General features: G+C 65.0%; 13 protein-coding genes. 10 read left to right on the top strand and 3 right to left on the bottom strand.

Annotated elements, in window-relative coordinates:
* Positions 1-8 precede the first annotated feature (8 nt).
* Both CHB86_RS23410 and CHB86_RS23405 read left to right on the top strand, forming a co-directional pair.
* On the top strand, positions 9-1,178 hold the full coding sequence (locus tag CHB86_RS23410) for an aminotransferase-like domain-containing protein (protein WP_089235540.1): 1,170 nt from the start codon (positions 9-11) through the stop codon (positions 1,176-1,178).
* The gene (locus CHB86_RS23405; protein WP_089235539.1) at positions 1,178-2,077 is read left to right on the top strand and encodes an AEC family transporter; all 900 of its coding nucleotides are present in this window, start codon (positions 1,178-1,180) and stop codon (positions 2,075-2,077) included. Before CHB86_RS23410 ends, CHB86_RS23405 begins: the two co-directional genes overlap by 1 nt.
* A gap of 105 nt (positions 2,078-2,182) precedes the next feature.
* Here CHB86_RS23405 and CHB86_RS23400 read toward each other — a convergent pair whose 3' ends face one another.
* Positions 2,183-2,953, bottom strand: a complete 771-nt coding sequence (locus CHB86_RS23400) for a DeoR/GlpR family DNA-binding transcription regulator (protein WP_089235538.1) — start codon at positions 2,951-2,953, stop codon at positions 2,183-2,185.
* Positions 2,954-3,193: 240 nt separating this feature from the next.
* Between CHB86_RS23400 and CHB86_RS23395 the strand changes: the two genes are divergently transcribed.
* The 8 genes from CHB86_RS23395 to CHB86_RS23360 all read left to right on the top strand — a co-directional run bounded on the left by CHB86_RS23395 (position 3,194) and on the right by CHB86_RS23360 (position 10,765).
* Positions 3,194-4,930 (top strand): ABC transporter substrate-binding protein, encoded by a 1,737-nt coding sequence (locus CHB86_RS23395; RefSeq protein WP_089235537.1) that lies wholly within the window; start codon positions 3,194-3,196, stop codon positions 4,928-4,930.
* 140 nt (positions 4,931-5,070) lie between these two features.
* Positions 5,071-6,135, top strand: a complete 1,065-nt coding sequence (locus CHB86_RS23390; protein ID WP_089235536.1) for an ABC transporter ATP-binding protein — start codon at positions 5,071-5,073, stop codon at positions 6,133-6,135.
* Positions 6,136-6,142: 7 nt separating this feature from the next.
* Positions 6,143-7,228: an ABC transporter ATP-binding protein gene (locus CHB86_RS23385; RefSeq protein ID WP_089235535.1), complete on the top strand. Its 1,086-nt coding sequence runs from the start codon at positions 6,143-6,145 to the stop codon at positions 7,226-7,228.
* Complete coding sequence (locus tag CHB86_RS23380) at positions 7,225-8,088, top strand: carbohydrate ABC transporter permease (protein WP_089235534.1); 864 nt, start codon at positions 7,225-7,227, stop codon at positions 8,086-8,088. Before CHB86_RS23385 ends, CHB86_RS23380 begins: the two co-directional genes overlap by 4 nt.
* A gap of 10 nt (positions 8,089-8,098) precedes the next feature.
* Positions 8,099-8,896 carry a carbohydrate ABC transporter permease gene (locus CHB86_RS23375; protein ID WP_089235533.1) on the top strand — a complete coding sequence of 266 codons (798 nt, stop codon included), beginning with the start codon at positions 8,099-8,101 and terminating at the stop codon, positions 8,894-8,896.
* A gap of 2 nt (positions 8,897-8,898) precedes the next feature.
* Complete coding sequence (locus CHB86_RS23370) at positions 8,899-9,174, top strand: DUF2160 domain-containing protein (RefSeq protein ID WP_217898370.1); 276 nt, start codon at positions 8,899-8,901, stop codon at positions 9,172-9,174.
* A gap of 66 nt (positions 9,175-9,240) precedes the next feature.
* Positions 9,241-9,633, top strand: coding sequence for a BlaI/MecI/CopY family transcriptional regulator (locus CHB86_RS23365; protein ID WP_089235532.1), 393 nt, complete (start codon positions 9,241-9,243; stop codon positions 9,631-9,633).
* Positions 9,623-10,765 carry a M56 family metallopeptidase gene (locus CHB86_RS23360; protein WP_089235531.1) on the top strand — a complete coding sequence of 381 codons (1,143 nt, stop codon included), beginning with the start codon at positions 9,623-9,625 and terminating at the stop codon, positions 10,763-10,765. Before CHB86_RS23365 ends, CHB86_RS23360 begins: the two co-directional genes overlap by 11 nt.
* Here CHB86_RS23360 and CHB86_RS23355 read toward each other — a convergent pair.
* Entirely contained in the window at positions 10,752-11,810 is a 1,059-nt protein-coding gene (locus CHB86_RS23355; protein ID WP_089235530.1) for an alginate lyase family protein, read from the bottom strand. The genes CHB86_RS23360 and CHB86_RS23355 overlap by 14 nt on opposite strands.
* Positions 11,807-12,904: tetratricopeptide repeat protein (locus CHB86_RS23350; RefSeq protein ID WP_141134989.1), on the bottom strand; the 1,098-nt coding region annotated here is incomplete at its 5' end. The genes CHB86_RS23350 and CHB86_RS23355, both read right to left, overlap by 4 nt.

Below are 12,904 nucleotides of genomic sequence, written 5' to 3'. Positions count from 1 at the left end.
TCTTCAAGATGCACCTCTCTCCGCTCGTGACCTCGATTCCCGAGAACCCGCTCCGTGCGCTGTTTCCCTATGCGGGCCGGCCCGGCATGCTGAACCTTGCCAGCGGCCATCCATCCCGCGATGCCTACGACGTGCCGGGGCTCGAGGCCGCCGCAGCCGCGGCCGCCTCCGAGGCCAACGCCTGGAGCTACGGCCCCGCTGGTGGCGATCCGGACCTGATCGAAGCGCTGGCCGGGCTTTCCGCTCCCGTCCCGAAGGGGCACAGGCTCCTCGTAACCTCCGGTGCGCAGCAGGCCGTGGACCTGGCCCTCAGGGCGCTGGCGCCGCCCGGCAGCCGGGTCTTGCTTCCCGAACCGATCTACCCCGCGATCCTGTCGCTCTGCGCCGCGGCGGGGATCCACCCCTTGGGCTACAGCGTCGCGGCGGGGGACCAGGATCTTGCCGGCCTCGCGGGTACCCTTGCGGAGGGGCATATCCGCGCGATCTATGCTCTGCCGACCTTCTCCAACCCGACCGGCGAGAGCTGGAGCCGCAGGCAGCGCTTGCGAATGCTTGAGCTGTGCGCCGCGGCCGGCGTGCCGGTGGTGGAGGATGATCCCTACCGGATGATCCATCTCGACGCGCCGCCGCCGTCCAGCCTCGCCGAACTGTCCAGGAAGGTCCCCGGCGTGGTGGTGGTCCATGCGGGGAGCCTGTCGAAGTTCGTTGCGCCCGGGTTGCGCCTGGGGTGGGCCATCGCTCCGGCCCCTCTGGCGCAGGCGATGCAGGAGCTGCGCCAGGCGACAGATCTCCAGCCCAACTCCTTTGCGCAGAGGGTGGCCGTGCATTATCTCCGCTCCGGCCGGGTGGAGGCGCATCTGGAGCGGGTGCGCGCGCTCTACGCTGCACGCAAGACGGCCTTGGCGAGCGTTCTTCACCTGGCTGGCTTTGACGTGCCGAACACCGGTGGGGGCATGTTCCTTTTTCCCCGATTGCCCGAAGGGCAGGGGGCGGACGCGTTGTTCGAGCGCGCCGTGGCTGCCAATGTCCTGATCGCCCCCGGGCGCGCCTTTGCCTTGCCGGGTCGTGGCGCCGGGCTGGATGACCGAGTGAGGCTCTGCTTTGCCGGGCTCTCCGAAGAACGAATCCGCGAGGCGGCCCAACGTCTGGTCGGCGCCATGGAGCGGGCTGAAAGCTGATGAATGTCTTCATTTCCCTGCTGCCGGATCTCGGGCTGATCCTGATCGGCGCCATGCTGAAACGCGCGCCGGGGCTGGGCGAGGCTGGCTGGAAGGCGGTGGATGCGCTGAACTTCCGTGTGCTTTTTCCGGCGCTCATCTTCTCGGCGGCCAGCAGTGCGAGATTCACCTACGGCGACCTGACGGTCATCGGGCTCGGGGTCTGGCTGATCATGGGGTTGGGCTGTGGCCTCGCCTGGTTGGTCCGGCCGCTCGGACCGGAACGTTTCCTGGATTTCGCCGGCCTCTGGCAGACCTCCTGGCGCTTCAATTCGGCAATCGCGTTTGTTGCGGCCAGCGCGCTTGCACCGGATGTCCGCTCGATGATGGCGGTCGCCATCGGAGCAGCGGTGCCCCTTGCCAACATCATGGCGATCAGCGCCCTGTCGCGCGGCAACGCCCTCACATTCCGGCAGACAGTGGCGCAGGTGGTTACCAACCCGTTCTTCCTGGCGAGCGTTGCGGGGCTCTTGGTGTCCTCCAGCGGGCTGACGGTGCCGGCTCCGGTGATGGAGGTCCCGCACCGGCTGGCAGAGGCCGCGATTCCGGTCGTCCTGCTCTCCATCGGTGCCTCCCTTGATGCTCGGGCGTTGGCGCGAATGGATGTCTTCCTGGCGGCGCTCAACGGGATCAAGCTGCTGGCCTTGCCTGCCGTCACGCTGGTTGCGGCGTTCTTGCTGGGGTTGCCCGCCTCGCAAGGGGCGACGCTGGTGGTGTTTGCCGCACTGCCCACGGCCTCGGCGGCGCATGTGCTCGCCTCGGTCTTCGGCGCGGACAGAACAATCGTTGCGACGATGATCGCCCAGTCTACGCTGCTGGGATGCCTCACGCTGCCGGTCTGGCTGGCTCTCGTCGGTTGATCCGGGCTGGCGGAAATGCCAGGCCAGATCTGGTCCTGGCAGGAGGGAGGCATTTGCGGCCCTCGATCGAAAGCGCGATCTCGGTGCTCCTGCCCTCCACCGGGGCTACGTGGGGCCGGTCGCGCAGATCACCTCCGTGCCGCAGGCTTGTGCTGCCTGCAGGAAGCTCTCGGGGGGCGGGCCGTCCGTAACCACGATGTCGAGTTCGTCGAGGCTGCAAATCCGGACCGATGCGTCGACGTCGAACTTGGATCGGTCGGCGACCAGGATCTTCTTGCGGGCATTGCGGAGGATCGCGCGCGCGACGGAAACCTCCCGGTCGTCGAAATCCAGTATGGCGCCGTCGGGGTCCAGCGACGAACAACCGATCACCGCGAAGTCCGCCTTGTGCTTGTCCATGAAGGCCACGGCATCGCCGCCGATGATCGCGCCATCCGAAGGGCGGACCGAGCCGCCCGCGATCTTGAGCGATGCGATCCGGGACATTCGCAGGATGTGGACCACGTTGATATTGTTGGTGATGACCACAAGGCCCTGATGGTCGCTGAGTGCCTGCGCGACCTGTTCGGTGGTGGAGCCGATGTTGAGCATGATCGAGCAGCCGTCGGGGATCATGTCGGCGACCACCCGGCCAATGGCCTCTTTCTCTCGGGCGCGTTTCAGCCGGCGATCCTCGTAGGCGATCGTCGAGGTGGATGCCATGCGGCGGGCGCCGCCATGCGTCCGGACGGCCAGGCCCCGTTCCACCAGGGCTGCCAGGTCGCGGCGGATGGTTTGTGGAGTCACCTCGAATCGGCGCGCGAGATCTTCGGTCTCGACGGAGTTCTCCGCTCTAAGGAGATCGATGATCGCTTGCAGCCTGTCGTTGCCGGACATGGGTCCTCTCCGAGTCTTCGAGACGATCACTTCGTCTATTCGGCCGACTGGAAGTTTTCACTTCAAGTTCGAATGAGGTCAACCGAATAAGGGGATTTGTAAAAATATATACTTAAAACAATAAATTAATCGCCGCTCGCCATCATACTAAGATTTTAGTTTGACAACTCACATGTTCGTATGAGCATGATTTGTGCACCGGCAACGACCGGAAACGCGTTCATCAGGGAGGAGACCAGGATGCGCAAATATCTGTTGGGAGCGGTAGCGCTCCCGGCCATTTTGGCCGTGCAATCGGCGCATGCCGATGAGGCGGCGGCACAGAAATGGATCGATGAAGAATTCCAGCCGTCCGTACTCAGCAAGGAGGAGCAGCTCGAGGAGATGAAGTGGTTCATCGCCGCGGCGGAGCCCTTCAGCGGAATGGAGATCAACGTCCTGTCGGAAGGCATTCCGACCCATTCCTATGAATCCGAAGTGCTGACCAAGGCCTTCGAGGAAATCACCGGCATCAAGGTGAACCATCAGATCCTGGGCGAAGGAGAGGTCGTCCAGGCGGTGCAGACCCAGATGCAGACGAAGCGGAACCTGTACGACGCCTATGTCAACGATTCCGACCTGATCGGCACGCACTCCCGCCTGCAGCTCGCCTACAACCTGTCCGACTGGATGGCTGGCGCGGGCGCCGATGTGACCAACCCCGGCCTGGATCTGGAAGACTTCATGGGAATCCAGTTCACCACCGGCCCGGATGGCGACCTCTACCAGCTGCCTGACCAGCAATTCGCGAACCTCTACTGGTTCCGCAAGGACTGGTTCGACCGCGAGGACCTGCAGGCCGCCTTCAAGGAAAAGTACGGTTACGATCTCGGCGTGCCGGTGAACTGGTCCGCCTACGAGGACATCGCGCAGTTCTTCTCGGAGGACGTCAAGGAAATCGACGGCACCACGATCTATGGTCACATGGATTACGGCAAGCGTGCGCCCGACCTCGGCTGGCGGATGACCGATGCCTGGCTGTCGATGGCCGGTGCCGGCGACAAGGGCGAACCCAACGGTATCCCCGTGGATGAATGGGGTATCCGCATGGAAGCGGGCACCTGTAACCCGGTCGGCGCCTCTGTCACGCGTGGCGGCGCAACGAACGGGCCCGCCGCGGTCTACGCGATCCGCAAGTGGGACGAGTGGCTCCGCAACTACGCCCCGCCGGGCGCGGCATCCTACGACTTCTACCAGTCGCTGCCGGCACTCAGCCAGGGCAACGTGGCCCAGCAGATCTTCTGGTACACCGCCTTTACCGCGGACATGGTGAAGCCGAAATCCGAAGGCAACAACACCGTCGATGACGACGGCAACCCGTTGTGGAGAATGGCACCGAGCCCGCATGGCCCCTATTGGGAAGAGGGCCAGAAGGTCGGCTACCAGGACGTGGGATCCTGGACGATTCTCAAGTCCACCCCCGAAGATCGTGCCAAGGCGGCCTGGCTCTATGCCCAGTTCGTCGTCTCCAAGACCGTCGACACCAAGAAGTCGCACGTAGGACTGACCTTCATCCGCGACAGCACGGTGAACCACGAGTCCTTCTCCGAGCGTGCGCCGAAGCTGGGTGGCCTGGTCGAGTTCTACCGCTCGCCGGACCGCGTGGCATGGTCGCCCACGGGCATCAACGTGCCTGATTACCCGAAGCTCGCGCAGCTCTGGTGGCAGCAGATCGGCGACGTGAACTCCGGCGCCTTCACCCCGCAGGAAGCGATGGATCGTCTTGCCAGCGAGATGGACCAGGTCATGGCCCGGATGCAGGCTGCAGACGAGCAGGCCAACGTCTATGGCGGCTGCGGTCCGCGGCTCAACGAGGAGCAGGATGCGGAGTACTGGCTCTCGCAGCCGGGCGCGCCGAAGCCCAAGCTCGAGAACGAGAAGCCGCAGGGCGAGACCGTCAACTACGACGAGCTGGTCGCCCGCTGGGCCGCTCAATAGGCTGACTGTCGCTCGGGCCGGCGCATGATCCGGCCCGAGCCTTCCCCGACCGCCCGCCTTCGCGGCGGGCGGTCATCCCCATCCTCTTCAATTCCTGCGCCGCGCCGGCGCGGCCTCGACGCAAGACGGGCACGGAGAACATGACACTCGAACTCAGAAACGTGACCAAGCGCGTCGGAGCCAATCTCCACATCAAGGAGACGAGCCTGACGCTGGAAACCGGGCATTTCAACGTCCTGCTTGGCGAGACGGGCGCGGGCAAGACCTCGTTGATCAAGCTGATGGCCGGACTGGACCCGCTGGCGTCCGGACAGATCCTGATGGATGGCGAGGACGTTTCGAAGCTCAGCACGCAGAAGCGCAACATCAGCCTCGTGCATCAGTTCTTCATCAACTACCCGCACATGACGGTGTTCGAGAACATCGCCTCGCCGCTCAAGGTGGCCGGCATGGCGAAGTCGGAGATCCAGGGCCGCGTCGAGGAGGCCGCCGATATCCTCCAGCTCCGCCCGATGCTCCACCGTCGCCCGCATGAATTGTCCGGCGGTCAGCAGCAGCGCACCGCGCTGGCCCGCGCGATCGCCAAGGAGAGCCGCGCCGTCTTTCTGGACGAGCCGCTGGCCAACCTCGACTACAAGCTGCGCGAAGAACTGCGCGACCAGTTGCCGGAGCTGTTTGCCGGTCGGGGCGCGGTGGTGGTCTATGCCACCTCCGAGCCCGAAGAGGCGCTCCTGCTCGGCGGGAAGACCGCGTTGATGTATGACGGTCGCGTCACCCAGTTCGGCCCGACCGCCGAGATTTACCGCAAGCCGGCCAATATCATCGCCGCCGGTGTCTTTTCCGACCCGCCGATCAACCTCGGCCAGATCACCAAGCAGGGCTCCGAGGCCGTGCTGGGAGATCAGGCGCGTTGGCACCTGTCAGGCGACGCGGCGCAATTGCCTGATGGGCCCTACACGGTCGCGATCCGCCCGAACCGCGTCCTGCCGCGCCGCTCCGAAAGCGCCAGCGTCCGGCTGACCGGACGGGTGCTGGTGACGGAACTGAGCGGCTCCGAAAGCAGCGCGCATTTCAGGTTCGGCGACGACAACTGGGTGTCTCTTTCTTCTGGCGTGTTCCCGTTCCGGGTTGGCGAGGAGCACGAGTTCTTCATGGAGCCGTCGCACTGCCACTACTTCGGCTCCGACGGCAACCGGGTGGCGTGAGGGCGACATGGCAAAGATCACACTGTCCAAGCTTCGTCACAGCTACTACCCCGACCCGCAAGGGCCGGAGGATTACGCGCTCAAGATGATCGACCTCGACTGGACGGATGGCGGCGCCTACGCGCTGCTGGGCCCGTCGGGGTGCGGAAAGTCGACCCTGCTGAACATCATTTCCGGTCTGCTGGTGCCCTCGGAAGGCCGCATCCTGTTCGACGACCGGGACGTGACCGAGCTGGCGCCGACGCAGCGCAACATCGCGCAGGTGTTCCAGTTCCCGGTGATCTACGACACGATGAGCGTGCGCGACAATCTCGCCTTCCCGCTGCGCAATCGCGGCGTGGACGAGGCCACCGTTGCGCGCCGCGTGGCCGAGATCGCGGAGATGCTCGAGGTTACCGACATCCTCGACCGCAAGGCCGCGGCGCTGTCGCCCGATAACAAGCAGAAGGTCTCCATGGGCCGCGGGCTGGTGCGAGAGGACGTCAACGTGGTGATGTTCGACGAGCCGCTCACCGTGATCGACCCGCATCTGAAGTGGAAGCTGCGCTCCAAGCTCAAGGAGCTGCACCAGCGGGTCCGTGCCACGATGATCTACGTCACCCATGACCAGACCGAGGCGCTGACCTTCGCCGACCAGGTCGTGGTGATGCAGGATGGCGAGATCGTGCAGATCGGCACGCCGGTCGATCTTTTCGAAAGGCCGGCCCATACCTTCGTCGGTCACTTCATCGGGTCGCCGGGCATGAACATCCTGCCCTGCGAGACACGGGACGGCGCCGCGCTGTTCCAGGGCCAGCAGATCCCGCTCGAGGGGGATATCGTGCCTGGCGAGGGCAAGCGGACAGAGATCGGCGTGCGGCCGGAATTCGTGAGCCTTGCGGAGAGCGGCGTCGAGGCCGTGGTGCGCAAGGTCTCCGACGTCGGTCGCCACATCGTCGTGGAAACGCAGGTCGGGGAGGACCGCGTCGCCGCCATCATAAAGGAAAACGCGCCCGAAACGGGCGAGACGGTGCACCTGAATTTCCGCCCGGACCGTACGCGGCTCTATCGCGACGGCTGGCTGGCGACCACCGCGGGGGAGGCGGCGCAATGAAAACCGAAAACCAACGCGCATGGTTCCTCGTGCTGCCGGTGCTTGTGCTGGTGGCCTTCAACGCGCTGATCCCGATGATGACGGTGGTCAACTACTCGGTGCAGGAGACCTTCGGCGACAACCTGTTCTTCTGGCAGGGGCTGGACTGGTACGAGCAGATCCTCACGTCCGAGCGGTTCCACGCCGCCCTCGGCCGGCAGTTCCTCTTTACCGGGCTGATCCTTGTCATCGAGGTGCCTCTGGGCATCGCCATCGCGCTCTCGATGCCACGACAGGGGTTCTGGGTGCCGGTCTGCCTGGTGCTGATGGCCCTGCCGATGCTGATCCCGTGGAACGTGGTCGGCGCGATGTGGAACATCTTCACGCTGCCGGATATCGGCCTGCTGGGGTATTTCCTGAACCACACGCTCGGCATCAACTACGACATGACGCAGGATCCGCTCGCGGCCTGGATCACCATCGTCACGATGGATGTCTGGCACTGGACCTCGCTCGTCGTGCTCCTGGCCTATGCCGGTCTCGTCTCGATCCCCGACGCCTATTACCAGGCGGCCAAGATCGACGGCGCATCCAACTGGGCCGTGTTCCGGTTCATCCAGCTGCCCAAGATGAAGACGGTGCTGACCATCGCGATCCTTCTGCGCTTCATGGACAGCTTCAACATCTACACCGAGCCCTTCGTTCTCACCGGCGGCGGCCCCGGCAACTCCACCACGCTCCTGTCCATCGACCTGGTGAAGATGGCGCTCGGGCAGTTCGACCTCGGGCCGGCAGCAGCCATGTCCCTGATCTACTTCGCAATCACTCTTGGCGTCAGCTGGCTCTTCTACACGCTGATGACCAAGGACGACCTGAACTGAGGGCGGAAGCATGCAGAAACGGTCCATCGTACCCATCGTCTACATCCTGTTCCTGATGCTGCCGATCTACTGGCTGGTGGCGATGAGCTTCAAGACGACGAACGAGATCCTCGCGGGCTTCTCGCTCTTTCCACAGACCTTCACCTGGGACAACTACATCACCATCTTCACCGATCCGACCTGGTACTGGGGCTACATCAACTCCATCATCTACGTCTCGATCAACACGGTGCTCTCGGTGACGGTGGCGCTTCCGGCGGCCTATGCCTTCTCGCGGTACCGGTTCCTCGGCGACAAGCACCTCTTCTTCTGGCTGCTGACCAACCGGATGGCCCCGGCCGCGGTCTTCGCGCTGCCGTTCTTCCAGCTCTATTCGGCCGTCGGATTCTTCGACACCCATATCGCGGTGGCGCTGGCGCATTGCCTGTTCAACATCCCGCTGGCGGTCTGGATCCTCGAAGGCTTCATGTCGAGCGTGCCCAAGGAACTGGACGAGACGGCCTTCGTCGACGGCTATTCCTTCCCGCGCTTCTTCACCACGATCTTCATCCCGTCGATCAAGGCCGGCGTCGGCGTGGCTGCGTTCTTCTGCTTCATGTTCTCCTGGGTTGAACTGCTGCTCGCCAAGACGCTGACCGCCGTCGAGGCCAAGCCGATCGCCGCCACGATGACACGGACCGCCTCCTCGGCGGGATATGAACTCGGCCTCCTGGCCGCTGCCGGAACGCTGACCATCATCCCCGGCGCCATCGTGATCTATTTCGTTCGAAACTACATCGCGAAGGGCTTCGCGATGGGGAGGGTTTGACCATGAGCTGGATGGCATGGACCTTGCCGACCGCCCTGTTCTTCATCGGGATCTTCTCGGCCATGGGCATCCTGACCCTGATTGAGCTTCGCCATCCCGGCGGAGACGAGCGCCGGGGCGTCTTCGGGCTCACCACCACCCGGGGGGATCGCCTGTTCATGACGATCCTGGGATCGATCTACATCCTTCTCGCCGGGTTGGGGCTGTTCGGAATGCCACTCTGGGGGCCGCTTGCCGTCGCCTTTGCCTGGGCGGTCTTCTGTTTCTGGAAGGTCTAGGCAAAGATCGGAGACAGGATTTCGGCGACCCAGCCTCCCCCAGGGCCGCCAGCATTTGGAGACCCTATGCGAAAACAACAGGACAGCGGCACGCTCACAGAGGTCGAACTGGAATTCATGAACGTTGTCTGGGACATCGGCGGCGGTACGGTGCGGGACATCCACGTGGCGCTCAATCGCGAGACCGAGCGGGCGTACACCTCTGTCGCGACGATCCTCAAGATCCTCGACAGGAAGGGCTTTCTCACGTCGACCAAGGTGGATCGTTCGCTCGTCTACCGCCCGGCCGTGCCGAAGGCCGCCTATCAGAAGCAGACGCTGCAGAACCTGTCCAACAAGCTCTTCGACGCGACCCCATCCGCGCTTGTTGCCAGATTGGTGGATGATGATACGCTATCGGATGAGTCCCTGGAAGAAATCCGCAACCTGGTGAACAGAAGGCTCGGGGATGGCGATTGAAGACATCCTGAACGCGTGGATAGACGCGAACATCCTGCTCCTCGCCCTGGTGGCGGTCTGGTTGCCCATGCGCCGGATCTTCGCCCACGGTCGGTTCGGCCAGGCGCTGATGGGGCAGGCCCGCGCGATGGAATGGATCTTCATCGCGGTCATCGTGGCGCCATTCATCGCCCGTCTGGCCTCCACGCCGGCCCCCGCGCAGCTCAATTTCTCGGACATTCTCCTGGCCCAGTACCTGAACGGCAACCTGGAGATGAGTGCGTCGCGCTTCGAGTTCCTGCTCGGTCTCAGGACGCAGCTCACCGACGCCTTCCTTCACCAGAGCGCGTTCTGGGCGCAGGCGTTGCTGGTGCTTCTGGCGCTCGGCCTCGCGGTGTCGGTGCTGCGCCTCGGCCTGGCTGCCCTGCGGCTCCGCCAGGTGTTGCGGCGCGCCCATCCCTGGCGTCGTTTCGGGCGCCTGGAGCTGCTGATCTCGGACGAGACCACGGTGCCGTTCTCGACCTGCGGGCTGCGCCGCCGCTACGTTGTCCTCTCGGCGAACGCGCTGGCACATGAGCGCGACCTGCATTTCACGCTGTCGCACGAATTCCAGCATCTGCGCCAGTTCGACCTTCTGCACGAATTCGCGGTCGAGGCACTCCGGCCGTTCTTCTTCTGCAACCCCGCGTTCCACCTGTGCAGCCGGCAGATGCGGGAACTTCGGGAAATGGCTTGTGACCAGGCCGTGGTGCTGCGCCGCCCGGTAGTGCTCGGCGGGTATTGCCGCAGCCTGATCCGGGCGTCCAACCGCGCGCGCGTCGGCCGGGCGGTCTTTGTCCCGGTCGGGCCTGCCGTGGGGTTCGTCGAAACATCCCGCGGGTCGGCGCTGGACAGCCAGCTCGGTCGCCGGATTGTCGCCCTGACCGGGCACACGCCGTCGCCGCTGGGGCAGCACGCCTGGAAGGGTATCGGGCTACTGTTGTGCCTGTGTCTCGTTCTTGGGGCCGTGCTGTTGCGGAGCCCGACGGGATGGAGCCACGACCGCATCATGCTCAGCATGATCGTCAACCTGGAACGGCTGGATCAACGCAACGCATCGCCGGCCCAGATACCCGAGCTGTTCGTGTCGGCCAGTGACATCAACCTTCCGTAGCGGTCGGGTCCTCAAGGCCCGGCAGCAGGTGCTCGCGCACGATGTCCTGATTGCCGCCGAGTTTGGAATTCTTGAGCGGCCGCATCGGCGCCACGAGGCGCTCCAGGTCCGCATTGTCGAACATCGCGAGGTAGTAGTCCGCCCAGGCGAGTTCGTGCGGCCGAAGGGTCTCCGTGCCGTCGAAGTAGCTCTGCCGCTTGCCGGAATAGGCCTCCGACTTCGCGCCGGTCTCGAGATCGGACACGGCGAAATCGACGATCCTTTGCAGCGCCGCGTCGCAACTGCCGCTCAGGTCGATGTCCCGGGTTTGCAGCAGGGCCGCGGACAGGACGAGCGGCGTGATCGCGTGCAGCTGGTAGTGCAGGGCGTATTTCCCGCGCCGCATCTCCTGTGGCAGGCCGCCGTCGGGTTCGGCGGTGCACAGGAGCATCTCGACGACGTTGGCGGCCTGGCCGACGAGCTCCGTATCGCCCGTCGCGATCCCGGTGGAGATCACGCCGAGCGAGGACCAGGCCCGCAGGTTGCCCTTCTGCGCGCCGGGGGTGGCGTCTTCGGCCCAGAAGCGCAGTTCCTCTCGTGCAGCCTCCTGCAGCCATAGGTCCACGGCGGCGATGTCTCCCGGCCGGGAGGCGAGGTTGCGGACCTGGAGGTAGGCCAGCGAGATCCCCGCAAACCGCCCGCCGGCAGAAATCTGCGCCGTGAAGGTCTGAAGGTCGCCCAGGGCGCCCGCATCCGCCCATCGCCGCAGTTCGGCGACAAGGCAATCGGCGCGTTCCACGCTGTCCGGGCGCAGGACGACCTGGTTCGCCTCGGTGGAGAGGTCCCGGATGAAGTCGTCCACCGGCTTCAGGGCCGCCGTCACCTCGGCGTCGCCCTCCGGATCGATGTCGGATCTGGACTCGCTGTCGGCCTTGTAGCGGCTGGCAAAGCCCAGGCTGACCACCGGCTCCGCCTGCACCCGGCAGGTCTCCGCGGCCGCGGCGGGAGCCTGACCGGCGAAGGTTGCGATGCCAAGGCCGAGGATGGCGGCAAGGTGTCGGGTCATTGGAGCCTCTGCTGGTTGGTGGTCAGTAGGTTGGCCTGTGCGGCAAGGTCCGCGGCCTTTCCATGACCCGCAACCGCGGCCAGACGCAACCAGTTGGCGGCATCGTCCGCATCCGCGGGAACCCCGATGCCGAAGGCATAGGCGCGCGACAGTTCGAACATCGCGGAGGCATCGCCGCCCTCGGCGGCCTTCTCGATCCAGGAGATCGCGACCTGCATGTCTTGCGGCCCGCTCGCCCGGTCACGGAGGAAGTAACCATACTCGCGCATCGCGGCGACATCGCCGCTGGCGGCGGCGCGCGCGTATGGGGCGATCAGGTCGACATGGCGGGCGACGGCTGCCTGTACCTCCTCGGTGCTGCCGCGCAGGCGGCCGAGGACCGAGGCCAGGCGCTCGTCTTCGAGCGTCGCGAAGGCATCCAGAAACATCTCCGCCGCAGCCTCCGGGTCGTACTCGGCATGGCTCGGCGTGGTGTATCGGTCGATCAGCCGGTAGCGGGCCACCGAGGAGCCGGACTCCCAGGCGCGGGTGTAGTTCGACATCATCTCCGCGCTCGCCGCCGCGCCGACGGAATCGCGGTAGCTGTCCCCCATCTTCACCAGCTTCCAGGGCGTGTCGTCCGCGAGGTTCGAGGCGATATCGAGCCATTGGCGCGCTTCCTCCCGCCGGCCGATGCGGGACAGCGCCTCGCTGAACCGGACGGAGGATTTGAAATCGCAGGTCATCACGGACTTCATCCGGTGGATATAGTCCTGCTGTTTCGATGGTTCGACCCGGGGCAGGGCGAAGGCCAGCGCCTGGAAATCCCCGCGCGCGTCGATCACATCGGCAAAGCGGGCAAAGAGCTCCGCCTCGCCGAGCGTGCCCTCGGGGTCCTCTGGGTTTGCGTAATGCAGCATCAGGTTGATCGCGTCGCCCGATCCCTGAACGGCCAGCGGCGACAGCAACTCCCAGGCCTCGGCGCGGGTGTCTGCGGGCGTGTCGCGCAACAGGATTTCGGCCAGTCGGATGGCTGCGTCCGCCTCGCCGCGCTTCATCGCCTCGCGCATCAGTTGCAGCGCCGACCAGCGTTCGTTGTCGGTTGCGGCGAGTTC

The organism is Tropicimonas sediminicola (genome assembly GCF_900188335.1).
GTDB lineage: Bacteria > Pseudomonadota > Alphaproteobacteria > Rhodobacterales > Rhodobacteraceae > Tropicimonas > Tropicimonas sediminicola.
This window is presented reverse-complemented; position numbering and strand designations above follow the sequence as displayed.

Bases quoted from the DNA above. Each gene is read 5' to 3' on its own strand.
- CHB86_RS23360 (WP_089235531.1), top strand. From the start codon at position 9,623: ATGGCGATTGAAGACATCCTGAACGCGTGGATAGACGCGAACATCCTG.
- CHB86_RS23390 (WP_089235536.1), top strand. From the start codon at position 5,071: ATGACACTCGAACTCAGAAACGTGACCAAGCGCGTCGGAGCCAATCTC.
- CHB86_RS23375 (WP_089235533.1), top strand. From the start codon at position 8,099: ATGCAGAAACGGTCCATCGTACCCATCGTCTACATCCTGTTCCTGATG.
- CHB86_RS23365 (WP_089235532.1), top strand. From the start codon at position 9,241: ATGCGAAAACAACAGGACAGCGGCACGCTCACAGAGGTCGAACTGGAA.
- CHB86_RS23395 (WP_089235537.1), top strand. From the start codon at position 3,194: ATGCGCAAATATCTGTTGGGAGCGGTAGCGCTCCCGGCCATTTTGGCC.
- CHB86_RS23410 (WP_089235540.1), top strand. From the start codon at position 9: ATGCACCTCTCTCCGCTCGTGACCTCGATTCCCGAGAACCCGCTCCGT.
- CHB86_RS23405 (WP_089235539.1), top strand. From the start codon at position 1,178: ATGAATGTCTTCATTTCCCTGCTGCCGGATCTCGGGCTGATCCTGATC.
- CHB86_RS23380 (WP_089235534.1), top strand. From the start codon at position 7,225: ATGAAAACCGAAAACCAACGCGCATGGTTCCTCGTGCTGCCGGTGCTT.
- CHB86_RS23400 (WP_089235538.1), bottom strand. From the start codon at position 2,953: ATGTCCGGCAACGACAGGCTGCAAGCGATCATCGATCTCCTTAGAGCG.
- CHB86_RS23355 (WP_089235530.1), bottom strand. From the start codon at position 11,810: ATGACCCGACACCTTGCCGCCATCCTCGGCCTTGGCATCGCAACCTTC.
- CHB86_RS23385 (WP_089235535.1), top strand. From the start codon at position 6,143: ATGGCAAAGATCACACTGTCCAAGCTTCGTCACAGCTACTACCCCGAC.
- CHB86_RS23370 (WP_217898370.1), top strand. From the start codon at position 8,899: ATGAGCTGGATGGCATGGACCTTGCCGACCGCCCTGTTCTTCATCGGG.